The organism is Mesorhizobium sp. L-8-3 (genome assembly GCF_016756615.1).
Lineage (GTDB): Bacteria > Pseudomonadota > Alphaproteobacteria > Rhizobiales > Rhizobiaceae.
The window spans coordinates 6,446,417-6,468,118 of sequence record NZ_AP023262.1; the positions used below are offsets into that span (position 1 = coordinate 6,446,417).

At 65.5% G+C, this 21,702-nt stretch carries 22 protein-coding genes; 18 read left to right on the top strand and 4 right to left on the bottom strand.

The features are described from left to right. The first annotated feature begins 14 nt into the window (after positions 1 to 14). The 6 genes from JN302_RS29935 to JN302_RS29960 are packed head-to-tail and all read left to right on the top strand — an operon-like array spanning position 15 to position 6,672. The gene (locus JN302_RS29935; protein ID WP_202330112.1) at positions 15 to 1,517 is read left to right on the top strand and encodes a sugar ABC transporter ATP-binding protein; all 1,503 of its coding nucleotides are present in this window, start codon (positions 15 to 17) and stop codon (positions 1,515 to 1,517) included. Beyond that, positions 1,517 to 2,506, top strand: coding sequence for an ABC transporter permease (locus tag JN302_RS29940; protein ID WP_202330113.1), 990 nt, complete (start codon positions 1,517 to 1,519; stop codon positions 2,504 to 2,506). Before JN302_RS29935 ends, JN302_RS29940 begins: the two co-directional genes overlap by 1 nt. Next, complete coding sequence (locus JN302_RS29945; protein ID WP_202330114.1) at positions 2,503 to 3,459, top strand: ABC transporter permease; 957 nt, start codon at positions 2,503 to 2,505, stop codon at positions 3,457 to 3,459. The genes JN302_RS29940 and JN302_RS29945 overlap by 4 nt, the downstream gene beginning before the upstream one ends. Further along, positions 3,456 to 4,466 (top strand): LacI family DNA-binding transcriptional regulator, encoded by a 1,011-nt coding sequence (locus JN302_RS29950; protein ID WP_202330115.1) that lies wholly within the window; start codon positions 3,456 to 3,458, stop codon positions 4,464 to 4,466. Before JN302_RS29945 ends, JN302_RS29950 begins: the two co-directional genes overlap by 4 nt. Before the next feature lie 24 nt (positions 4,467 to 4,490). Next, the gene (locus tag JN302_RS29955; protein ID WP_202307925.1) at positions 4,491 to 5,735 is read left to right on the top strand and encodes a Gfo/Idh/MocA family protein; all 1,245 of its coding nucleotides are present in this window, start codon (positions 4,491 to 4,493) and stop codon (positions 5,733 to 5,735) included. 28 nt (positions 5,736 to 5,763) lie between these two features. Further along, positions 5,764 to 6,672 carry a carbohydrate kinase family protein gene (locus JN302_RS29960; RefSeq protein WP_202330116.1) on the top strand — a complete coding sequence of 303 codons (909 nt, stop codon included), beginning with the start codon at positions 5,764 to 5,766 and terminating at the stop codon, positions 6,670 to 6,672. A 50-nt stretch (positions 6,673 to 6,722) separates the two neighbouring features. Here the strand turns inward: JN302_RS29960 and JN302_RS29965 are convergent, their stop codons facing one another. From JN302_RS29965 to JN302_RS29975, 3 genes are all read right to left on the bottom strand, one after another. Beyond that, on the bottom strand, positions 6,723 to 7,478 hold the full coding sequence (locus JN302_RS29965) for a glutamine amidotransferase (RefSeq protein ID WP_202330117.1): 756 nt from the start codon (positions 7,476 to 7,478) through the stop codon (positions 6,723 to 6,725). 282 nt (positions 7,479 to 7,760) lie between these two features. Next, complete coding sequence (locus JN302_RS29970) at positions 7,761 to 9,059, bottom strand: glutamine synthetase family protein (protein ID WP_202334493.1); 1,299 nt, start codon at positions 9,057 to 9,059, stop codon at positions 7,761 to 7,763. Positions 9,060 to 9,063: 4 nt separating this feature from the next. Further along, entirely contained in the window at positions 9,064 to 9,927 is an 864-nt protein-coding gene (locus JN302_RS29975; protein WP_202330118.1) for a MurR/RpiR family transcriptional regulator, read from the bottom strand. A gap of 172 nt (positions 9,928 to 10,099) precedes the next feature. On the opposite strand from JN302_RS29975, the gene JN302_RS29980 reads away from it, so the two are divergent. From JN302_RS29980 to JN302_RS30020, 9 genes are all read left to right on the top strand, one after another. Then, on the top strand, positions 10,100 to 10,906 hold the full coding sequence (locus JN302_RS29980; RefSeq protein WP_202330119.1) for an N-formylglutamate amidohydrolase: 807 nt from the start codon (positions 10,100 to 10,102) through the stop codon (positions 10,904 to 10,906). Next, positions 10,896 to 11,549 (top strand): isochorismatase family cysteine hydrolase, encoded by a 654-nt coding sequence (locus JN302_RS29985; RefSeq protein ID WP_202307935.1) that lies wholly within the window; start codon positions 10,896 to 10,898, stop codon positions 11,547 to 11,549. The genes JN302_RS29980 and JN302_RS29985 overlap by 11 nt, the downstream gene beginning before the upstream one ends. Before the next feature lie 100 nt (positions 11,550 to 11,649). Next, positions 11,650 to 12,822 (top strand): ABC transporter substrate-binding protein, encoded by a 1,173-nt coding sequence (locus tag JN302_RS29990; RefSeq protein WP_202307937.1) that lies wholly within the window; start codon positions 11,650 to 11,652, stop codon positions 12,820 to 12,822. Between the two features lie 120 nt (positions 12,823 to 12,942). Then, positions 12,943 to 13,677: an ABC transporter ATP-binding protein gene (locus JN302_RS29995; RefSeq protein WP_202330120.1), complete on the top strand. Its 735-nt coding sequence runs from the start codon at positions 12,943 to 12,945 to the stop codon at positions 13,675 to 13,677. Beyond that, complete coding sequence (locus tag JN302_RS30000; protein WP_202330121.1) at positions 13,670 to 14,383, top strand: ABC transporter ATP-binding protein; 714 nt, start codon at positions 13,670 to 13,672, stop codon at positions 14,381 to 14,383. Before JN302_RS29995 ends, JN302_RS30000 begins: the two co-directional genes overlap by 8 nt. After that, positions 14,380 to 15,270 (top strand): branched-chain amino acid ABC transporter permease, encoded by an 891-nt coding sequence (locus JN302_RS30005; RefSeq protein WP_202307940.1) that lies wholly within the window; start codon positions 14,380 to 14,382, stop codon positions 15,268 to 15,270. Before JN302_RS30000 ends, JN302_RS30005 begins: the two co-directional genes overlap by 4 nt. A 7-nt stretch (positions 15,271 to 15,277) precedes the next feature. Then, positions 15,278 to 16,306: a branched-chain amino acid ABC transporter permease gene (locus tag JN302_RS30010; protein ID WP_202307941.1), complete on the top strand. Its 1,029-nt coding sequence runs from the start codon at positions 15,278 to 15,280 to the stop codon at positions 16,304 to 16,306. Continuing rightward, positions 16,303 to 16,977, top strand: a complete 675-nt coding sequence (locus tag JN302_RS30015; protein ID WP_202330122.1) for a cysteine hydrolase family protein — start codon at positions 16,303 to 16,305, stop codon at positions 16,975 to 16,977. The genes JN302_RS30010 and JN302_RS30015 overlap by 4 nt, the downstream gene beginning before the upstream one ends. Before the next feature lie 336 nt (positions 16,978 to 17,313). After that, on the top strand, positions 17,314 to 18,630 hold the full coding sequence (locus JN302_RS30020; protein WP_202330123.1) for an aspartate aminotransferase family protein: 1,317 nt from the start codon (positions 17,314 to 17,316) through the stop codon (positions 18,628 to 18,630). A gap of 93 nt (positions 18,631 to 18,723) precedes the next feature. Here JN302_RS30020 and JN302_RS30025 read toward each other — a convergent pair whose 3' ends face one another. After that, positions 18,724 to 19,443, bottom strand: coding sequence for a DUF1428 domain-containing protein (locus tag JN302_RS30025; RefSeq protein ID WP_202307944.1), 720 nt, complete (start codon positions 19,441 to 19,443; stop codon positions 18,724 to 18,726). 50 nt (positions 19,444 to 19,493) lie between these two features. Between JN302_RS30025 and JN302_RS39300 the strand changes: the two genes are divergently transcribed. The 3 genes from JN302_RS39300 (at position 19,494) to JN302_RS30040 (ending at position 21,657) form a co-directional block, all read left to right on the top strand. Continuing rightward, positions 19,494 to 19,919: a hypothetical protein gene (locus JN302_RS39300; protein ID WP_244846005.1), complete on the top strand. Its 426-nt coding sequence runs from the start codon at positions 19,494 to 19,496 to the stop codon at positions 19,917 to 19,919. A gap of 48 nt (positions 19,920 to 19,967) precedes the next feature. Next, complete coding sequence (locus JN302_RS30035; protein ID WP_202330124.1) at positions 19,968 to 20,864, top strand: sigma-70 family RNA polymerase sigma factor; 897 nt, start codon at positions 19,968 to 19,970, stop codon at positions 20,862 to 20,864. A gap of 307 nt (positions 20,865 to 21,171) precedes the next feature. Then, a complete protein-coding gene (locus tag JN302_RS30040; protein WP_202307947.1) occupies positions 21,172 to 21,657 on the top strand; it encodes an adenosine-specific kinase in 486 nt (161 codons plus the stop codon). The last annotated feature ends 45 nt before the right edge of the window (positions 21,658 to 21,702 follow it).

Genomic DNA, 21,702 nt, shown 5'->3' on the forward strand with positions numbered 1-21,702 from the left:
ACGGTGAGGCTTTCATGACAAAATTGAAGCTCAGCGGCGTCAGCAAGGCCTATGGCGCGACGCTGGCCCTGCGCCGTGGCGACCTCGAGGTTGCGGCCGGCGAAGTGCATGTGCTGATCGGCTCCAACGGCTCCGGCAAGAGCACGCTCTGCAAGATCGCCGCCGGCAGCGTGCGGCCCGACGGCGGCGACATCCTGCTCGACGGGAAGCCGGTCGCCATCTCCGGGCCGCGCGGCGCCAAGGCGCTCGGCATCGGCATCTTCTACCAGGAACTCAGCCTCGCCGCGCATCGCACGGTCGAGGAAAACATCTGCCTGCCGGACCTGCCGATCAAGGCGGGCCTGTTCGTCGACCGCAAGTCGCTTTCGGCGCGGGCCGCGCGCTATATCGCGCTGTTCGAGGGCGTCACCGGCGACGGTTTTTCGGCCGAGGCGCCGGTGGGAGAATTGCGCGCCGATCAACGGCAACTCGTCGAGATCATGAAGGCGCTCGCCACCGAGGCGCCCGTGCTCATCTTCGACGAGCCGACATCGGCGCTCGACAGCGCCCAGGTGGAGCGCTTCTTCGCCATCTTGCGCGATCTGAAAGCCACCGGCCGCGCCATGGTGTTCATCTCGCACCGCATGGAAGAGATCTTCGCCATCGGAGACCGGGTTACCGTCATCCGCGAGGGCGAGACGGTGGGAACCTGGCGCATTTCCGACACCGACCAGGCCTCCGTGATACGGCAGATGGTCGGCGGACAGGCCGACCTCGCGCCGCCGTCGGCCGCCCCGGCCGTGGCCGCGGCCGGCGGCAATGGGGTCCTGTCGGTCCGCAAGCTGACCGGCCCCGGCTTTGCCGATGTCGACTTCGATCTTTCGCGCGGCGAGATCCTCGGCCTCGGCGGCTTGCATGGGCAGGGCCAGTCCGCCCTGCTGCGCGCGATTTTCGGGGCCCGGCCGATAACCTCCGGTGAGATCGTGCTGAACGGCGAACGGCTCTCCGCGGCGACGCCTCGCGAGGCGATCCGGCGCGGCGTCGCCTATGTCTCCGGCGATCGTGGGCGCGACGGCGTCATCCATGGCCGGCCGATCCTCGAGAACGTCACGCCGATCCACAACCTCCGCAACCGGCTCCTGTTCGCCCGCCCCGGCGCGCTCGCGGCCAAGGCGCGCCCCGCGCTCGAAGCCCTGCACACCAAATTCGGCGGGCTTTCCCACCCGATCAATTCGCTCTCGGGCGGCAACCAGCAGAAGGTGGTTATCGCCCGCTGGCTTATCGACCGGCCCGATATCCTGCTGCTCGACGATCCGACCAAGGGCATCGACCTCGCCGCCAAATCCGATCTTTTCACGCTGATCCGCAAGCTCGCCGAGGAAGGCGTCGCGATCGTGCTCTATTCGTCGGAAGATGCGGAACTGCTCAACAACTCCGATCGCATCCTGGTCTTCAACGGCGGCTCCATCACGCGGGAGCTGAAGGGAACGGATCGGACCCGCTACAACCTCTATCACGCTGCTTACGAGGCCGCCTGATGACGTCGGTTGCCCATCCCTCCACCACAGCACCCAGTGGCTTCAAGCGGCTCGTCGAGCGCTTCCCCTTCGTGCCGGCGCTGCTGATCCTCGTCGCGCTGCTCGCGCTCAACGGCTATTTCTCGCCCAACAGCCTGAGCTTCCGCGCTCTGACCGGCCTGGTCAGCACTTATCTGGCCCTGATGATGCTGGCCGTCGCCCAAACCTATGTCGTCTATGCCGGCGACATCGATCTCTCGGCAGGCGCGATCGTCTCGCTCGTCAATGTCGTGATCGTCGTCCTGATGGAGCGGTGGGGCGGCGGGGGCGCTGCGGTCCTGGCGGCGCTGGCGGTCGGCCTGCTGGCCGGGCTCGCCTGCGGCATCGTCAACGGCATCGTGGTCGCGGCCCTTCGGCTGCAGGCGATCGTCGCCACCTTCGCCACGAGCATCTTCTTCACCGGGCTTGCGCTCTACGTCCTGCCCGTCGCCGGCACGCCTGCCCCGTCTGCCTTCTGGCGGACCTATGGCGGCCGCCTGCTCGAAATCCCCTTCGTTCTCTATGTGGCGGTCGCACTGGCGATCCTGCTCTTCATTGCCGCCCGCACGCGGCTCTCCACCCAGTTGCTGGCGGTCGGCGACGACAGCCAGGCGGCGTTCCAGAGCGGCCTCCCCGTGACGGCGATACGCATCAAGGGTTACGCGCTTTGCGGCCTGTTCGCGGCACTTGCAGCCTTCTGCGTGACCGGCGACACGGCGAGCGGCGATCCGCTGGTCGGCGGCAAGATGACACTGTTCAGCGTCGCGGCTGTGGTGCTGGGCGGCAGTGCGTTGTCGGGCGGCTACGGCACCATGGTCGGCTCGGTGATCGGCGCGCTGATCATCGGCCTCATCAATTCGCTGGTGTTCTTCGTCGGTACCCCGTCGGAGTGGCAGAACCTCGTGCAGGGCCTTGCCATCCTTGTCGCCCTGATGGCCGGAATCATGGTCGGGCGGAGGGCGCGCCGATGAGCGGTGTCCTCGACTTCGCCAAACAGCCGCTGGTCGTCGCGCTGGCGCTGACCATCGCCTTGCTGTTGCTCGGCGAAACCCTGTCGCCGGGCTTCGCCTCCGGCCAGCAGATCCTGCGCCTGCTCATCGTGGCCGCCCTTCTCGGCATCGTCGCAGCCGGCCAGAATCTCGTGATCCTGGGCGGCCGGGAAGGCATCGACCTTTCGGTCGGCGGCGTGGTCTCGCTTTCGGCGATCGTCGCCGGCAACCTCATGAACGGAACCGACGCCGGCATTCCGGTCGCGATACTCGGCTGCGTGGCGGTCGGCGCGCTCTTCGGCCTGATCAACGGCCTCGGCGTCACGCTGCTCAGGATCCCGCCGCTGGTGATGACGCTCGGCATGCTCGGCGTGCTCCAGGGCCTCCTGGTCGTCGTGCGCCAGGGCATTCCTTCCGGCCAGGCCGCGCCCGCTTTGTCGCGTTTCGTCACCCAGCCCTTCCTGCTCGGCCTGCCTGGCATCATCTGGCTGTGGATCCTGATCGGGCTCGTCATGGCCTTGCTGCTCAAGCGCACCGTCTTCGGCCACCGTATCTATTCTATCGGCTCCAACGAGCAGGCCGCCCTCATGGCGGGCGTCCCGGTCAGGACCGTGCGCATCGCGCTCTTCGTGCTGTCCGGCGTGTTCGCGGCGATCGCCGGGATCTGCCTGCTCGGCTATTCGGGAACGTCCTTCGCCAATGTCGGCGAGCAATACATGCTGCCCTCCATCATCGCCGTCGTGTTCGGCGGCACGCCGCTTGCCGGCGGCAAGGGCGGCTACACCGGAACCATGGCGGGCGCGGTGCTGCTGGTCATTCTTCAGAGCATCCTCACCACGGTGAACATCGACGAGTCCGGGCGGCAGATGGTGTTCGGCGCCACGCTCCTGGTGCTCATGCTGTTCTACGGGCGCGGGCGGGCGTTGCGCGCATGAGCGGCAGGCCGAAGATACGCGACATCGCGGAGCAGCTCGGTGTGTCGCCTGCCACCGTGTCCCGGGCGCTCTCGGGCTCCGGCCTGGTGGCGGAGCCGACGCTGAGCCGCATACGCGATGCCGCGCAGGCGCTCCACTATCGGCCTAATGTCAGTGCCCGCCGGCTGCGGACGAGGCGCTCGATGAACGTGCTCATGGTGGTGCGCGACGTCGGCAATCCGTTCTATCTGGATGTCCTGAAAGGCGTCGAGGCGACAGCACGCGCCGCCGGCTATTCGGTTCTGATGGGCAACACCGAGAACGATCCCGGCCGAGAGACCGAATATTTCAACATGCTGCGCGACGGCCACGCGGACGGCATGATCCTGATGACCGGCAAGCTGCCCCAGGAGATCAGGGATGATCCGGCGCCGGACGCTCCCGTCGTCGTCGCTCTCGAGGCCATCGAGGGCTCGGGCCTGCCGCATGTCCAGATCGACAACGCCGCGGCGGCGCGGGAGGCCGTCCGCCACCTCGTCGGTCTCGGCCATCGTCGCATCGCCCATATCGCCGGGCCGATCCCGGAAATCATGGCCAAGCTTCGGCGCGACGGGTACCGGCAGGCAATGGCCGAGGCCGGATTGCCGATCGCGGAAGGCTACGAGCAGCGCGGCGACTATCTGCTTCGGTCCGGGCAGGATCTCTGCCGCGTCCTGTTCTCGCTCCCCGAGCCGCCGAGCGCGATCTTCGTGGCCAACGACGAAATGGCCTATGGCGCGATCCACGAGCTGCGCCGGCTCGGGCGCGACGTGCCTGGCGACGTCTCCGTCGTTGGCTTCGACGATCTCTATCTCAGCGCGGCTTTCTTCCCACCGCTCACCACGATCAGCCAGCCGCGCACCGAGATCGGAAGGCAGGCAATGACGATACTGCTGGGCATGCTGGCAGGGGAACCGGGCCCGGCCGAGCCGGTCGAGATGCCGGTCACATTGCAGATCAGGGGCAGCACGGCGCCTCACCACGGATAATGGTTTTCACAAGGAGTTTGGAAGATGACCACTGGCCAGAGGAAAACCCTGCGCATCGGCTTCGTGGGGAGCGGCTTCATCGCCCATTTCCATCTGAAGTCGCTGGTCGGCGTGCGCAATGTCGACGTGACCGGAGTCTATAGCCGCAAGGAGGAGAACCGCGCTCGCTTCGCCGCGGCCGTGGCTGAACTTGGCCTCGGCGAGTGCCGCAGCCATGACAGCCTGGAATCGCTGCTGAGGGCCGACGATGTCGACGCGATCTGGATTCTCGCGCCGAACTATGCCCGCCTCGACGCCATGCGCGTGATCCATGAGGAGGTGAAGTCCGGCCGCAGCAAGGTCTTCGCGGTGGCCTGCGAAAAGCCGCTGGCGCGTACCGTCGCAGAAGCCCGTGAGATGCTGCGGCTCGCCGAAGACGCCGGGCTGAATCACGGCTATCTCGAGAACCAGGTGTTCAGCACGCCGGTGCTGCGCGGCAAGGAGATCATCTGGCGGCGGGCGGCGTCCACCACCGGGCGGCCCTATCTGGCGCGCGCCGCCGAGGAGCATTCGGGCCCGCACGAGCCCTGGTTCTGGCAGGGCGACAAGCAAGGCGGCGGCGTGCTGTCCGACATGATGTGCCACAGCGTCGAGGTGGCCCGCCATCTTCTCACCCGACCCGGTGCGCCGCGCGGATCGCTGAAGGTCAAGGAGGTGAACGGCACCGTCGCGACATTGAAATGGACGCGCCCGGCCTATGCCGAGCAACTGAAGCAGCGCTTCGGCGCGGAAGTCGACTATCGCAGGCGGCCCTCCGAGGATTTCGCGCGCGGCACTGTCACGCTGGAGGACGAGGACGGCAATGAACTGATGATCGAAGCGACGACCTCCTGGGCCTATGTCGGCGCCGGCCTGCGCATCCAGCTCGAGCTGCTTGGCCCGGAATATGCCATGGAATTCAACTCCCTCGGCACAGGGCTCAAAATCTTCATGTCGCGCGCCGTTACCGGCGCCGAGGGGGAGGATCTCGTCGAAAAGCAGAATGCCGAGCAGGGGCTGATGCCCGTCCTGGAAGACGAGGCGGGCGTCTACGGCTACACCGACGAGAACCGTCATATGGTCGAGTGCTTCCGCAAGGGCGAGACGCCGCTCGAGACCTTCCATGACGGCCTCGCCGTGGTGGAGATCCTGATGGGGCTCTACCGCTCGGCCGAGATCGGCGGGACGGTCCGCTTCCCGGCGCCTGAGCTGGAAGACTACGTTCCCCCCGTCGCGCGCCCGCGCGCCTGACGACCAGAGCGCTGCCGAGGGAAAATCCGTGACCACGCCCGCCATCCTCCTCTTCGGCAACGCCAATGTCGATCTCGTGCTCGGCGAGATCGACGGATGGCCGGCGGTCGGGACCGAAATCATGGTCGACCGCAGCGAGACCAGGCCCGGCGGCTCCGCCGGAAACATGGCGCTGGCTCTGTCAGGTATCGGCGTCCCTCATCTCTTCATCGGGTCGACCGGCGACGACGCGAACGGCGCCTGGTTGCGCAGCCAGTTCGACCCGCGCTTCTGCAAATGGATCATCGACGGCGGTGAAACGACGGTGACCGTCGGCATCGTGCATCGGGGTGGCGACCGCGTCTTCTTCACGACGCCAGGCCACCTCCAGGCGGCGCGCATCGCCGACCTGCTGAAGGCCCTGCCCGCTGCTCCGCACGACCGGGCCGTCGCCACGATCGCCGGCGGCTTCCTGATGCCCGACATTGCCGCCGGCACCGCCCGTCTGCTCTGGGAACTGTCGGCCCTCGGCTGGCGCACGGCCATCGATCCGGGCTGGCCGCCCTCGTCCTGGGATGACAAGACCAGGACCATGATGGCGCAATGGCTCGGCCTTGCCGACTACGCCTTGCTCAACGCCGAAGAGGTCAAAGGCTTCACCGGCATCGAGGCACATGAGCCTGCCGCCGCCGCGGTCGCCGGCATGCTGAAACAGTCGCAGGCGCTCGTGCTCAAGATGGGACCGGAGGGCGCCCGCGCCTATCGCGGCGGGGAAACCTTCGCCGTGCAGGCGCCTGAGGTCCGCGTCATCGACACTGTCGGCGCGGGCGATACGTTCAACGCCGCCTTCCTGGCCGCCCTCGTCGAGGGCGCCGATCTTCGCGCAGCCTTGTCCTCAGGGGTGGAGACGGCCGCCCGCGCCATCTCGACCTTCCCGCGCCGCTACGACGCGGGCTGACGGCCGCGCCGCCCGGACGGGACGACGCACAGCTCCTGGCCTGGACCGCGTCACGCTCCCGCCGCCCAGCCGACGATCTGCTGCCAGAGCCGGGCATAACCCTTCCATTCGACAAAAGCCGGCGGCGCCCAATGCGGACCGCAATCGGAAGCGAAGGCCACTGACCGCCCCTTTCCGAACTGGCCGGCGACGATCAGCGGGTTATCGCCAACTGTCGCCACAATGGTCGCATGGTCCTTCGCAGCGAAGCGGTTGTAGCCGAGAAGGTCGGGCCAGTCCGAACCGATCGAGGCGACGATCGGATGAGCCTCGTCGGCCACTTTCGGAGTGATCCCTTGTGGCTTCTCGGCGCGATCGTCGCCGGCTTCGATATGGACCGGCAGCACCTCCTCCACCGCGGTGCCGCGATAGCGTGCCTTGGCCTCGATGCCTTGGAACGTGAGATAGCCGCCGACCATGACGAAGCCGCCACCCGCCAGCACATAGTCTCGGATGGCCTCCAGCCGGTTCGGCAAGGGGCGGGACCGGACGAATGTATCGGGATGCAGCAGCAGCGTGTTGGCGCCGATGTCGCTCAACATCACGCAATCATAGGCCGACAGGGCCGCCGCATCGAAGGGGAAATCGCGGGCCGCGACGTGGGCCGGCTGATAGGTCACCTCCCAGCCACCCTCCTCCAGCGCCGATCTAAGCCAGCGAACGCCCTCGGCATATTCGGTGGTGGTGAAGCTGTCGAAGCCTTTCTGGTGTATCGAATGGACCGTCCAGGATTCGCCCGCGATCAGGACGCGTCTCGTCTTGCTCATCTCGTTTCCTCCCTAATTCGACCAAGGGCCCTTTCTCAAGCGTGACGCACGAAAAGAAGCTAGTAAACCGCTTTCATGACCACCAGGCCGATTTTCACAGCCATTGGACGCTCGAGTTGAAGGATCGCTGGCGCCGCGGCGACCACGGCTCGACCGTGCCGAAGCCCGGCATCGGCCTCAAGGCGCGCTGTTTTCGCGCAGTCGGCTTCGAGCCCGACAGCAACGCCATCGAATGGCCTGTCGCAGGAATCGGCGGGACGAACAGCCCGCCGCGACGCTCGATCAGTAAGTTGCTTCGTAGAGAGCGCAGACCTCCTGCTGTTCCTTGCCCTCCAGGAAGGCGATCTCGCCCGTCTTGTGCTTGACATAGACGTCGGCAAAACCCTCGGGGAACCAGCCGACGACGGTCGGGTTGGACTGGAAGCGCTCCAGCGCCTGGCCGAGCGATTGCGGCAGCCGGACATAGCCGCGCGCGGCAAGTGCGGGGGCATCCAGCAGCGACAGATCTTCCTCGGTGGCTTCAGGGACCTCGAGACCTTCTTCGATGCCCTGCACGCCGGCATTGACGATCGCGGCCAGTTGCAGATGCGGGCTCGCGGCTGAGTCGGCCGCGCGGAACTCGAAATTGAACTGAGCCGCCTTGGCGACGTCGCTGAGGTCCGAGACGGGACAGATGCGCACTGACGCCTCGCGGTCGCGGAACCCGAGATTGTTGAAGGCAGCGCTCCAGCGATGCGGCGTCAGCCTGAGATAGGAAACCACGCTCGGCGCGGTGATCGCGACGATCGAATCGAGATATTTGAGGATGCCGGCGACGAACTGTCCGGCGGTCCTGGTCATCTCGTGCTTGCCCTTTGGATCCCATGTCGCCGGCTTGCCGGCATGGTCGAGGAAGCTCAGATGGATATGGGCCCCGTTGCCCACCCCGGCCGGGTCGCGGATCGGCGTGAAGGTCGCGTGCCGGCCCTCGCGCTCCGACAGGGCCTGCACGAGTTCCCGCAGAATGGTGGAATGGTCGGCGATCGCCACGCCGCGCGCCGGCCCCATCGTCACCTCGTACTGCCCCGCGCCGTACTCCTTCATGAAGGTGTCGGGGTCGAGACCGGCCGCGCGCATGGCGCCGATGAGAGACTCGGCGAAACGTCGCTCGGTGCGGAAGCCACCAATCGTGTAGGCGGAACCGACAACGCCGCCGCGATCGGCGAACTGGAATTCATGCTCGAACGCCCCGAACAGCCCGAGCCCGGCGACACGCTCCAGCCGGTCGAGCGCGGCCTTCAGGATCGAACGCGTGCAGAGCTCCCACGGCCTGCCGTCGAGATGGCGGATATCACTCAGCGCGAAATGCTCGACGCCGGCGTCGCCGCCGAGATCGACGCGCACGCGCGCGGCCTCATCGGGGATCATGACGAGATCGCCCAGCGATCCGAACGGGCTGTCGGCGATCGCGTCGAAGCAGGTGATCTGCACATTGGTCGGTGTCCAGCCGACACCGCGCCGCGTCCGCTTCTCGAACTGCGTGGCCGGAAAGGCCTTGCCCCTCACCTTGCCTGCGAGGTCCGTACAGCAGGCGATGATCATTTCCTCACGCATTGTCGTCGTCCCTGTTTCCCGGCGGAACGAGGCGAAGCTCGTCCCATGCCTCTATGCGCCTGCGTGTCGCCGGCCAGTCGGCTTCCGAAACCTTGACGATCAGGGCTTCCAGGAGGGCGACGGCACCGACGACGGTGTCCCATGCGGTCTCGCTTTCGATCGGCAGCGCCAAGACAATATCGGCGTGCCGGGCGGCGGGCGACATCCATTTGTCGGTGACGAGCACGATCGAGCATTGCCGTTTCGTAGCGACGATCTCGGCAAGCCGCACCAGATTCCCCTGATAGCGGCGGAAATCGAAGACGATGAAGACGTCCTGCTTGCGCATGCGCAGCAGATGGTCCGGCCAATGCTCGGGATTGGGCGGCAGATGGAAGATCTTCTGCCGGATCTGCTGGAGATGGATCGACAAGAATATGGCGAGGCTGTCGCTGACGCGCCCGCCGATCACGAAGATGTTGCGGGCCGGGTCCGCGACCAGCCGCACGACGGCGTCGAACTGCTCCGGCGACACGCCGGCCGCCATCTCCTCGACCCTTGCTGCCGCACGCCTGGCATAGTCGGCCAGGAACTCCTCATCCTTGCCCAACTTCTCCGTCGCCTTCAGGTCGAGCGGCGACCGACCGCCCTCGCGCAGTTCCCCGATCAACTGGCGCTGGAACTCCTGATAGCCGCCAAAGCCGATCTTCGCGACGAAACGCGTGATCGACGGCGCGCTGACGCCGCAGCGTTCCGCCAGTTCCTGGATGGTCTGAAGGCCGCCGAATGGATAGTCGGCAAGCACGGCATTGGCGACCTTGCGTTCGCTTGCCGTCAGATTGCCCGCTTCCCGCCTGATCGTCTCGCGCACGGTCATCGACGCCGCAACAGTCCTGAGTTTGCCTGATGGGATTTTTCCGCTGCATTATTCATGCTGAAAAAAATTAGTCAAACGTAAAAATTTCGTTGACTATGATCGAAAATTTTCCTTCACTCCGGGGACGGTCGGCAACCACGCCGCACGCGAGATCCGCTTGTCACCGGAGTTCATGTTGCAGTCCATCGAAGCCGACATCGGGGTGCTTTCGGAACTGGATCCCGAGCCTGTCGAGGTCGTCAATCCCGATGGCGGCTCGCGATTCTTCATCACCTGCGAGCATGCCGGCCGGGCCGTGCCGGCGAGCCTGGGCGACCTTGGCGTATCCGACTCCGAGATGGATCGTCACATTGCCTATGACGTGGGCGCGGAAGGTTTCTCGCGCCGGCTGTCTGCCCTGCTCGACGCTCCGCTGGTGCTGCAGCGCTACAGCCGCCTGGTGATCGATTGCAACCGCCCCCTGGAAGCAGCGGACTGCATTCCCGAGGTAAGCGACAGGACCCCGGTTCCGGCCAATGCCGGGCTTGGCGTCGAGCATCGGCGGCGGCGCTTCGAGGAAATCCACCAGCCCTTTCACCGCAAGGTCGCCCAAATGCTCGACAAGCGGGCCGCATCGGCGGAGGAAACGATCCTCGTCTCGGCCCACAGCTTCACGCCGAAGCTGGTCGGCGGCACGTCGCGGCCCTGGTTCGTCGGCGCCCTCTCCAATCGCGACCCGAGCTTCGCGGAAGCCTTCCTGGCTGAGCTCGGTTCGGCCCGTCCCGACGTCCCCTGCGCGCACAACCAGCCCTATATCGTGGACGACCTGTCGGATTACACGATCCCGGTCCACGGCGAGGGTCGCGGCCTGCCGCATGTCCTGCTCGAGATCCGCAACGACCTCATTTCAGACCGCGACGGTCAGGAGCGATGGGCCACGCTCGTCGCCGCTGTCCTAGCCGCCGCCGCAACCCCGAGAGACCCTGCCCATGGCCGCTGATTTCCCCCAGACGCGCGAGATCCCGCTCGACCCGAAGGCTTCCGCGCTGCTCTTCATCGACGTGCAGAACTTCTCCGTGCGGCGCGATGGCGGCGAGTTCAAGGACCTGCCCGACGCCGAAATCTCGGGCCAATATGCCTATTATTTCGATCGGCTGCGGTCGCTGGCCATCCCCAACATGCAGCGCCTGCAGAAGGCCTTCCGCGAGGCGGGCATCGAGGTGCTCTACACCACGATCGAGAACCTGACCAAGGACGGGCGCGATCGCAGCCTCGACTACAAGATCACCGGCTTCAACGTGCCCAAGGGATCATGGGACGGCAAGGTGATCGACGAGCTCGCCCCGGGGGATGACGAGATCGTGCTCCCGAAATCGTCGTCCAGCGTCTTCGTCTCGACCCATATCGACTATCTCCTGCGCAATCTCGGCGTCCGGCAGGTCGTGATGGCAGGCCTGCTCACCGATCAATGCGTGGAGTCGGCCGTTCGCGACGCCTGCGATCTCGGCTATCTTGTGACGCTGGTGCCGGATGCCTGCGGCACCTACAGCCAGGAGCGGCACGACAATTCGCTTCGCACCATCAAGGGCTATTGCCGGCAGGTCTCCACCGACGAACTGATCAGGGAGATATCAGGCAAGTAACGAGGAAGGGCCGGCGCCCGGGAAGCGGCGTCGGCAAGGGTTCCGCATGCGGCCGGAACGTAGGACGACAGTACCGATAAACACCAAAAGGGGAATGAAGATGAGTACATCGGGACACATCATGCGTGCTGCGGCAGCCCTGCTGCTGCTCTCGACCACGGCGCAGGCCGCCGACGACAAGATCGTGATCGGCGGCGCCCTGTCGCTCACCGGCGTCCAGGCGCCGCTCGACACGCCGGGCGTCAAGGGCGCCGAGGTGGCGGTCAAATATCTCAACGACAATGGCGGCGTGCTCGGCAAGCAGGTCGAGTTCATCAATATCGACGGCAAGTCCGATCCCGTGACCGTCGGCAATGTCGCAGTCGAACTGGTCGACAAGGGCGCCAACCTCATCATGGCGCCATGCGACTTCGACTTCGGCAGCCCGGCGGGACGTGCCGCCCAGGAAGCCGGCCTGGTCGGCATCTCCACCTGCGCGTCCGACCCGCTCTATTCGTCCTGGTCGCTCGGCGACAAGCAGTTCACCTTGTCCATGTGGAACACCACGATGGGTGCGGCCGCCGCCGACTTCGCATTCAAGGAGAAGGGCTGGAAGACGGCCTATGTGGTCACCGACCAGTTCATCGCCTACACCAAGTCGCTGTCCAAATATTTCGTCGCCCAGTACAGGGCCAATGGCGGCGAAGTGATCCTCGAGGACACCTACACCAACGGCGACAACAATTTCTCCGCGCAGCTCGCGCGCCTGCAGGCGCTCGGAAAGAAGCCGGACGTGATCTTCCTCTCCTCCTACGGGCAGGACATCGGTGCGATCATCCGCGCGCTGCGGGAGGTCGGCTACGACGCGCCGGTGCTGGGCGGCGATGCCTATGACGATCCGGCCATGCATGCGGCCCTCGGCGAGAAGCTGGGCAACGACGTGTTCTTCGTCACCCATACCTTCATGGCTCCGGAAGCCCATCCGGACATGCAGAAATTCGTCGAGCTCTACACCGCGATGCATGGCGCGGCGCCGGACACGTCCTTCGTCGCCACGGGGTGGGACACAGTAATGATGATGGCCGAAGCCGTGAAGGCCGCCGGCAGCACCGACGGAGCCGCGGTCGCCAAGGCGCTCGAAGACGGCAAGTTCAAGCTGCTTACGGGCGAGCTCGACTACGGGACGGCCGAGGAAGGCCATGTGCCGAACAAGGCCGCCGTTCTGGTGGAGCTGAAGGGCGGCAAGCCGACCTTCCTCGGCTGGCGCACGCCGGAGACGCTGCCGGCGCCCTGACATGAGCGGCGGGCTACGCCGCCACTGAATGAAAAGCCCCTGATCCTTACGGGCTGAGGGGCCGGTTCGGGAGGGCGGCGCAGGCTGCTGGGCAATGCGTTCCATCGTCGGAAGAAGAAAATGCCTGACATGCATCTCAAGGCGACCGGCGTCACGGTCGAGTTCGCCGGCTTGCGCGCCCTGAACGGCGTCTCGCTTGCGCTCGGCGGCGGGGAGATCGTCGGCCTGATCGGGCCCAACGGCTCCGGCAAGACCACGCTGATCAATGCGATCACCGGACAGGTGCCGCTCGCCGGCGGCAGCGTCACGCTCGACAGCGAGACGATTTCGGGGCTGCCGCCGCGCGCCATCGCGCTGAAAGGCATCACCCGCTCGTTCCAGATCGTGCGGCTCTTCAACAATCTGACGGTGGCCGAAAATGTCGAGGCGGCAGCGCTCGCCCATGGCGACGGGCAGCGTGTCGCCCGCGCCAAGGCGGCCACCCTTCTCGACGAATTCGGCCTTGCCGGCAAGGCCGACGATCTCGGCGGTGTGCTCAGCTACGGCGACAAGCGGCGGGTAGAGATCGCCCGTGCGCTGGCCGCAGACCCTTGCTTCCTGCTGCTCGACGAGCCGGCGGCCGGCATGAACGAAGCGGAGACCGAGACCTTGCTCGGCTTGTTGTCCGATCTGCCGCGATCGCGCGGGCTTGGCCTGCTGATCATCGACCACGATATGGGCCTCATCATGCGGCTCTGCGGCCGGCTCCATGTGCTGGCATCCGGTCGTACCATCGCCGAAGGCAGTCCTCAGGAGGTGCGCACCAATCCCGCCGTGATCGAAGCCTATCTGGGTTCGGAGGCCGGTCATGCTTGAAGTATCTGGTCTCGATGTTCGCTACGGCGCGATCAACGCCGTGCGCGGCATTTCACTCTCCGCTGCGAAGGGCGAACTGATCACGCTGCTCGGCGCCAACGGCGCCGGCAAGACCTCCACTCTGATGTGCATCGCCGGTGCGCTCAAGGCGACCAGCGGTTCGGTCAGGCTCGATGGCGAGGACCTTACTTCGGCCAAGCCAGAGACCGTAGTGCGCAGGGGCATCGCCACCGTGCCGGAGACGCGCGACGTTTTCCCCGACCTGACCGTCGACGAGAACCTGACGCTCGGAAGCTATATCAGGCGCAGCGACGCGGCGGGCGTCGCGGAGGATCGCGCCCGCATGTTCGAGCTCTTCCCGCGGCTGGCCGAGCGCGCAGCCCAGCCCGCCGGCACACTGTCCGGCGGAGAACAGCAGATGCTCGTGATCGCCCGCGCGATGATGTCACGCCCCAAGGTGCTGCTGCTCGACGAGCCTTCGCTCGGTCTCGCGCCCGTCATCGTCGACCAGATCTTCGCGATGATCGCTACCTTGAAGGCCTCGGGGCTCACGATCGTGCTGGTCGAGCAGAACGTGGCCAAGGCGTTGTCGGTTGCCGACCGCGCCTATGTGATGCGACTGGGCCGGATCGCCGCCAGCGGCACGGCGGATGAAATCGGCGCGGCCACCGATCTCGGCGCGCTTTATCTCGGGGGCGAACGGTGACATTCACGCTGCAGTTCCTGATCGACGTGCTGAGCCTGGGCGGCGCCTATGCGCTGATGGCGCTCGGCCTCGTCATCGTCTACGGCATCCTGAAGCTGGTGAATTTCGCCTATGGCGAACTCATCATGGTCGCCGGCTACACCATGTTCCTGCTCGGCGGCTCTCCCCTGCCCTGGCTGGTCATGGCGGTCGTGGCCGTCGGCATGGCCGTGCTCGCCGGCATCGCCACCGACTATGTCGCCTTCCGCCCGGTCCGGGCGAAATCGGTGACAGCTGTGCTGATCACCTCCTTCGCCTTCTCCACCCTGCTGCAGAATGCGGCGCTGCTGTTCATCTCGCCGCGCCCGCGGGCCGTGCCCCTGCCCGAGATCTTCTCGCAGACTGTGACGATCGGCGGCGCCGTCACCCCGATGCGCAACCTGATCACGATCGCCGCCGCCGTGGTGCTGCTCGCCCTCTTCGCGCTCCTGATGCGCCGCACCGTCCTTGGGATCGCCATGCGCGCGGCGGCCGCGAACTTCACCATGGCGCGCATGCTGGGCGTGCCGGCCAACCTCATCATCACGGCCGCCTTCGCCATATCGGGCTTTCTCGCCGGTGTGGTCGGACTCCTGTGGATCGGGCGCATCGGCACGGTGGTGCCAGGTATCGGGCTGGAACCGCTGCTCGTCGCTTTCATCGCTACCGTCATCGGCGGCATGCGCAGCCTCCCCGGCGCGGTGATCGGCGGCTTCCTGCTCGCCCTGATCGACACCACGCTCAACTACACGCTGCCTCAGGAACTGCTCAAATTCCGCGATGCCTTCACTTTCAGCCTGGTCATCCTGATCCTGTTGTGGCGGCCGGATGGGCTGATGAAGGGCCCGGCTTCGGGACAAAGGACGTGAGGCCGCGATGAAGAACCATCTTGCCACTGTCGCGATCCTCGCAGGCCTGGTGATACTGGCGGTCGTGGTGACCGAAGCGCTCGGCATCCGCCTCTATGACCGCGTCGCGACCAATCTCTGCATCTCGCTGGTGCTGGTGCTCGGCCTGCAGGTGTTCATGGGCAATTCCGGCATCCTGTCCTTCGCCCATATGGGTTTCATGGGTGTCGGCGCCTATGCGTCGGCCGTGCTCACCATTCCGGCCCAGATGAAGGGCATGGCGCTGCCCGATCTCTATCCCTTCCTGCAGGGTGTGGTGATCTCGCCCTACATTGCTATCGTTGTCGGCGGGCTGCTCGCGGCGCTGGTCGCGGCGATCCTCTCCTATCCGCTGATGCGGCTTTCGGATGCGGCGGCGGTCATCACTTCGTTCGCCCTGCTGGTCGTGCTTTACACGGTGATGACCCATTGGAGCGCGCTGACCAACGGGCCGCGCACGCTCTTCGGCCTGCCCAAGGCGACCGATCTGAGGCTGTCTGCCCTGGTCGCGATAGTTGCGGTGATCGCAGCGCTGGCCTTCAAGGAATCGCGGGCCGGAAAGCTGCTGCGCGCCAGCCGCGACGACGAACGCGCAGCCGCGGCCATCGGGGCTCATATCCCGCTCCTGCGCTGGCGCGCCTTCATCGTCGCCGCCTTCTTCGCCGGCATCGGCGGGGCGCTGTGGGGGCATTTCATCACCTCCTTCTCGCCCAAGGCCTTTTATCTCAAGGAGACCTTCCTCATCCTGTCGATGCTCGTCATCGGCGGCGCCAACACCGTCACCGGCGCGGTGGTCGGCGCCTTCATCGTCACCATCGCCTATGAGGCGCTGCGCGGGCTGGAAGGCGCGCTCAACCAGGCCAAGTTCTCGGCCGAACCCGTCATCGGTCTCACCGAGATCGTGCTGTCGCTCGTCATGGTCGCGGTGCTGGTGCTGCGCCCCGGCGGCCTTTTCCCGACACGCGAGATCGGCACACTGATCGCAAGGCGTTTCGTCCGAAAGGAGAAGATCCCATGAGCTGGAAGACCGACCGCCGTTCCTTCTACTACGCCAATGCCGAGGAGCCGGCCGACATCCAGCTCGATCCGTCGACGACGGCGCTGCTCGTGATCGACGTCCAGAACACCTATCTCGCGCCGAAGGACACCGAGGCGGAAACGGCCCGCTGGCAGCCCTTCTATGACCGTATGCGCGGCACGGTCATCCCCAACGTCGCGAGCCTGATCGAGGACTGCCGCGCCCGCGGCGTCGAGGTGATCTTCGCCCGCATCGCCTGCCACAAGCTCGACGGCCGCGACCGCTCGCTCAGCCAGAAAAAGCCGGGCTTCAACTATCTGCTCCTGCCCAAGGACCTCGAGGAAGGACAGATCGTTCCCGAACTCACGCCGAAAGGCGACGAGATCACCATCCTGAAGACCACGGACAGCGCGCTGACCGGCACCAATCTCAGGCTCATCCTGCACAATATGGGCGTGAAGGACGTGATCTGCGTCGGCATCTTCACCGACCAGTGCGTCTCCTCGACGGTGCGCAGCCTCGCCGACGAGAGCTTCGGCGTGGTTGTCGTCGACGATTGCTGCGCCGCAGCTACCATGGAACTCCACGACCGGGAACTCGAGATCATCAACATGATCTACTGCCACGTGGTCAGCAGCGAGGAGTTGTCGGGGTTCTTTGTGAAGGGGTGAGGGAGATGCCTGCTTCGCGAACGCAACAAAGTCGGGAAATCTGGTGCTCTTCCTTCATTCGCATCGCGCTGGGTACCCCTCATCCGACCTCGCTACGCGAGGCCACCTTCTCCCACAAGGGGAGAAGGCGGGAGCCTAGCTTTCCCCGCTCCGCAAATCACCAGCGTCGACGACTAGCGCAGACGTTGCCGCAAGCGTTCCCTTCTCCCCTTGTGGGGTCCGAAGGACGGGTGGAGACCCGTGGCTCCACCCCGGGTGGTGGCCGCGCGAAGCGCGGTCGGATGAGGGGTAAACCTGAAGCGCTTCGTCACAAAAGATTACCCAATCGGTGGTGATATGCCCAGCCTCTACGAACGCGATCTCAAATCGCTCTCCCGCCTCTCCCATCTGCGCTTCTTCCCGCAGGCCGTCATTGGCGGCAAGGGCGCCTATCTCACGTCCGACGACGGGCGAAGGCTGCTCGACTTTTCGGCGTCCTGGGGCGCGGCGAGCCTCGGCCATTCGCACCCCGCTGTCCGCGACGCCGTCCTGCGGGCGCTCTCCGACCAGGCCGGCGCGAGCCATCTGTCGAGCGCCAATCTGCCGGCGGTGGAACTGGCGGAAAAGCTGCTGTCGATCGTACCGCGCCGCGCCGCGGGCCGCGTCTGGCTCGGCCATTCAGGCTCCGACGCCAACGAGACCGTCGCGCGTGTCGTCGTCGCGGCAACAGGGCGGCCGCGCATCCTCGCCTTCAAGGGCGCCTATCATGGCGGCACGACCGGCTCGATGGCCGTTTCCGGCCACCCGGTGCAGCAGGGCGTGCCGAAGGCGCAGGGGCTCACATTGATCCCCTACCCCAACCCGTACCGGGATGGTGGCGACTACACTTCGGCCGATACGGCGCTCGCCGAGCTCGAAAGCCTGCTGGCTGGTCCGGTCCCGCCGAACGAGGTGGCGGCCCTACTTCTCGAGCCGATCCAGTCCGACGGCGGCATGGTTGTCCCGCCGGAGAACTATTTCCGGCGGGTGGAGGCGATCTGCCGGCAGCACGGCATCCTCATCGTGTCCGACGAGGTGAAGGTCGGGCTCGGACGCAGCGGCAGGCTGCACGCGTTCGACCATCTCGGCATCGAGCCCGACATCGTGGTCTTCGGCAAGGGGCTCGGTGGAGGCCTGCCGGTTTCGGCGGCGGTCGGGCCGGAGGCCATCATGAACCACAGCCCGGCCTTTTCCTTCCAGACCGTGCACGGCAACCCGGTCTGTGCGGCCGCGGCGCTCGCCGTTCTGGAGACGATCGAACGCGAAGGGCTCGCCGATCGTGCCTCTGAAATCGGCCGGCACCTGATGCAGGAACTGGAACGGCTCAAGCAGAAGCATGCCTTGATCGGCGACGTCAGAGGGCGCGGGCTCGCGATCGGCGTCGAACTGGTCACCGACCGGGCGTCGAAGAGCCCGGCCAGACAGGAAACCGCGCTTGCCGCCTACCGCGCCTTCGAACTCGGTCTGGTGCTCTATTATGTGGGCATGTCCTCGAATGTGCTGGAATTCACACCGCCCCTGACGTTGACCAAGGAAGAGGCTTCGGCCGGCGTCGCGCTGCTCGACCAGGCGTTGACGGACGTGGCATCGGGAAAGATCGACCGGACCGCGCTTGCGGATTTCGCGGGTTGGTAGGCACGACCCGAAGTCCGGTGCTCCGCCAACGTCCCGGAGAGGCGCAACGAGAATCCGCCTCTCCGGCCATGATCGATTTCTCGCCGTCAGCGACTACATATCGAGAACCGGAACGAAGCCGCCGTGGACCCGCCGCTTCTCGTCATAGGGCATGGCATCCGGATCCGGATACATGCGCGGGTCGGCAATCACCTTCTCCCATCCGGCGTCGCGAACCTCCTTCGACGGCCATTCGATCCAGGAGAAGGTGACTTTCTCGTCGCCCGAGGCCAGCACGGCCCCCTTGTAGTCGGTGACCTTGCCGTCGGGGACGTGGTCGCCCCAGGCGTCGACAACCCGCGTTGCGCCGTGCTCCATCAGGACCGCCGATATCCTGGTGTCGAGGTCGCGGTAATCTTCCTTCCTGGAGGCCGGAACCGGCATCAGGGATCCGTCGACATAACCCGTCTTGCCGCCGGCATTCTTGATGCTGAGGGGCGTGAAGCCGCCATAGATCATCCGCTTGCCGTCGAAAGGCATGGCCGCACCGATCGCCTGCATGCGCGGGTCGCTCATGACCTTCTCATAGGCAGCGTCGGCCGCTTCCTTGGAAGGATATTCATGCCACGAGAATACGATGACCTCGTCGGGCCTCGCCTTCACCGCACGCCTGAAATCCGTGATCTTGCCGTCGGGAACGTCGTCGCCCCATGCCTCGACGACGCGGGTCGCCCCGAACTCCTTGAAAAGCGCGGCCGCGGCGGCGGAATGTTCGATATAGGCATCCTTGTTCGCTGCAGGCACTGCGGCGACGAAACCTTCCACATAGGTCATGACTCTCTCCTCTTTCGCGGCCTCTCTTCCTGTCTTGGAACGGCCCTCGCATGAAAGACGGTGCCGATAGCCAAAAAGATTCATCCACTGGCGAGAATCTTTTTGCCGTCGGCGGGCGTCTTCACGGCAGGTCGACGATGAGTTGGACAAAGACAATGAACTACGCAGTCGTACGTTATGGGGTGAAAGCGGCAGGGGTGGCGGAGAACCGTGCCTTGATCGCGAAGGTGTTCCAGGAACTGGAGGAGTCCGCAACCGAGGGCCTGCAATATCTGGTGCTGGAACTGGACGACGGGGAGTTCGTCCATATTGTCGGAACGCTTGACGGCGACGAAGCCTCTCCCTTGCCTCGGCTGGCTGCTTTCAAGGCCTTTACCGAGAACCACGCGGACCGGCGCTCGACCGCGATCATCCGATCCCCGGCAAGGATAGCCGGCAACCATCGAATGCTTGCCGCTGCCGAGCCGGCGACCTAGACCATGGCGCTCGAACCTTCCGATAGAGATGGGACCTTGCCGGAGACGATGAACGCGAGCACGCAAAAACTCGATCGGCCGGCATTGGATGCCATGCTCGCCGGTCTCCGCCCAAGGCTGCACAGATACTGCGCGCGCATGTCCGGTTCGGTGATCGACGGCGAGGACATCGTGCAGGAGACGTTTGTGAAAGCGCTCAATGCGCTCGACGGCAACATCACGGTCGAGCAGCCTGAGCGATGGCTGTTCCGGATCGCCCACAATGCCACCCAGGACCACCTGCGCCGCCGTAGCCGGGAAAGGTCGCGAATGAGCGAAGCCGACATGACCACGATCGAAGACCCCTCCGGCCGCGCCGACGCCCGTCACATCGCCCAGACCAGCCTTCGGACTTTCATGCAGCTGCCGGTCGCCCATCGCAGCGCAGTCATCCTCGCAGATGTTCTCGGGCTGAGCCTGCACGAGACCTGCGACGTCACCGGCGCAACACTCGCCGCCACCAAAGCGGCGTTGCATCGCGGCCGGGCGCAGCTTCGATCGCTCGCTGCGGAGCCCGAAGAAATTGCCAGGCCCGCGCTTGACGCCGACGACGAGAAGCGCCTCCGCCGCTACGTCGATCTCTTCAACGCGCGCGATTTCGATGCCGTGCGCGCGCTCGTCGCCGAAGATGTCCAGCTTGAGGTCGTCAATCGCACCCGCATGCGCGGCAAGGCGGAAGTGTCCAACTACTTCGGAAACTATGACCGAGCCGTGGATTGGGTCCTCTCCCTCGGTTTTGTCGACGGCAACCCCGCCATCCTCGTCCACGATCCCGCCGGATCGGATCTGAAGCCTCGCGGCTTCATGCTTCTACAGTGGCTTGAGGACGAGGTCGTCAGCATCAGGGATTTCCGCTACGCCCCCTACTGCCTCGATGGCGCGGACATCCGCGGGCTCGATGAATGAGGTGCGACGGAACGATGATCGGTTCCGTCCAGCCGGCACCGTCGTTCGTGTCGACTTCCATCGCGCTCCCGGGCATGGCGTCCGGCCGGCCTTGCCGGCGAAGTTCTGGCCGCCGTCGTGGCTGATAAAGATTGGGACGGAAAGCAAGCGCTGCGGAAAGCGATGCGGATCGGTCAGCCCGGGCCCGCCCTCTCGCCGCATCTGGACAGCTCCCGTGAAAGGCGCATTGGGTCAGGGTCGGACGGCTTGCAATCACCGTCCGGCGGCCTACCATGGATCGCGTAGCTCACCCTATAGGAGTGCAGCCATGGACTTCACCGTAGTGCCCATTGTCAAGCCGGACGCTGCCAACTTCATTTTCGGCCAGTCGCATTTCATCAAGACCGTCGAAGACTTGCACGAGGCACTGGTCGGCGCGGTTCCGGGCATCCGCTTCGGGCTGGCCTTCTGCGAGGCCTCCGGTAAGCGGCTGGTGCGCTGGTCGGGCAATGACGAGGCCTCCCTCGCCCTGGCGCGCGACAACGCATTGGCCATCGGCGCCGGCCACACTTTCTTGATCTTCCTGGGCGACGGGTTCTTTCCCGTCAACGTGCTGGCTGCGGTGCGCGCGGTGCCGGAGGTCTGCCGCATCTATTGCGCGACGGCCAACCCGACACAGGTGATCGTCGCGCAAACGGAGTTGGGCCGCGGCGTGCTCGGCGTGGTGGATGGCGCCTCGCCGCTGGGTGTCGAAACCGACGACGACATTGCGTGGCGGAAAGACCTGCTGCGAAAGATCGGCTACAAGCTGTAATGGCTAGAAAATGAAGCTTGCCGCCAAGTTCGGAGACGACAATCT

Excerpts from the sequence above, each read along its gene's own strand:
- JN302_RS29935 (WP_202330112.1), top strand. The coding sequence starts at position 15 with ATGACAAAATTGAAGCTCAGCGGCGTCAGCAAGGCCTATGGCGCGACG.
- JN302_RS29940 (WP_202330113.1), top strand. The coding sequence starts at position 1,517 with ATGACGTCGGTTGCCCATCCCTCCACCACAGCACCCAGTGGCTTCAAG.
- JN302_RS29945 (WP_202330114.1), top strand. The coding sequence starts at position 2,503 with ATGAGCGGTGTCCTCGACTTCGCCAAACAGCCGCTGGTCGTCGCGCTG.
- JN302_RS29950 (WP_202330115.1), top strand. The coding sequence starts at position 3,456 with ATGAGCGGCAGGCCGAAGATACGCGACATCGCGGAGCAGCTCGGTGTG.
- JN302_RS29955 (WP_202307925.1), top strand. The coding sequence starts at position 4,491 with ATGACCACTGGCCAGAGGAAAACCCTGCGCATCGGCTTCGTGGGGAGC.
- JN302_RS29965 (WP_202330117.1), bottom strand. The coding sequence starts at position 7,478 with ATGAGCAAGACGAGACGCGTCCTGATCGCGGGCGAATCCTGGACGGTC.
- JN302_RS29970 (WP_202334493.1), bottom strand. The coding sequence starts at position 9,059 with ATGATCATCGCCTGCTGTACGGACCTCGCAGGCAAGGTGAGGGGCAAG.
- JN302_RS29975 (WP_202330118.1), bottom strand. The coding sequence starts at position 9,927 with ATGACCGTGCGCGAGACGATCAGGCGGGAAGCGGGCAATCTGACGGCA.
- JN302_RS29980 (WP_202330119.1), top strand. The coding sequence starts at position 10,100 with ATGTTGCAGTCCATCGAAGCCGACATCGGGGTGCTTTCGGAACTGGAT.
- JN302_RS29985 (WP_202307935.1), top strand. The coding sequence starts at position 10,896 with ATGGCCGCTGATTTCCCCCAGACGCGCGAGATCCCGCTCGACCCGAAG.
- JN302_RS29990 (WP_202307937.1), top strand. The coding sequence starts at position 11,650 with ATGAGTACATCGGGACACATCATGCGTGCTGCGGCAGCCCTGCTGCTG.
- JN302_RS29995 (WP_202330120.1), top strand. The coding sequence starts at position 12,943 with ATGCCTGACATGCATCTCAAGGCGACCGGCGTCACGGTCGAGTTCGCC.
- JN302_RS30000 (WP_202330121.1), top strand. The coding sequence starts at position 13,670 with ATGCTTGAAGTATCTGGTCTCGATGTTCGCTACGGCGCGATCAACGCC.
- JN302_RS30010 (WP_202307941.1), top strand. The coding sequence starts at position 15,278 with ATGAAGAACCATCTTGCCACTGTCGCGATCCTCGCAGGCCTGGTGATA.
- JN302_RS30015 (WP_202330122.1), top strand. The coding sequence starts at position 16,303 with ATGAGCTGGAAGACCGACCGCCGTTCCTTCTACTACGCCAATGCCGAG.
- JN302_RS30020 (WP_202330123.1), top strand. The coding sequence starts at position 17,314 with ATGCCCAGCCTCTACGAACGCGATCTCAAATCGCTCTCCCGCCTCTCC.
- JN302_RS30025 (WP_202307944.1), bottom strand. The coding sequence starts at position 19,443 with ATGACCTATGTGGAAGGTTTCGTCGCCGCAGTGCCTGCAGCGAACAAG.
- JN302_RS39300 (WP_244846005.1), top strand. The coding sequence starts at position 19,494 with ATGAAAGACGGTGCCGATAGCCAAAAAGATTCATCCACTGGCGAGAAT.
- JN302_RS30035 (WP_202330124.1), top strand. The coding sequence starts at position 19,968 with ATGAACGCGAGCACGCAAAAACTCGATCGGCCGGCATTGGATGCCATG.
- JN302_RS30040 (WP_202307947.1), top strand. The coding sequence starts at position 21,172 with ATGGACTTCACCGTAGTGCCCATTGTCAAGCCGGACGCTGCCAACTTC.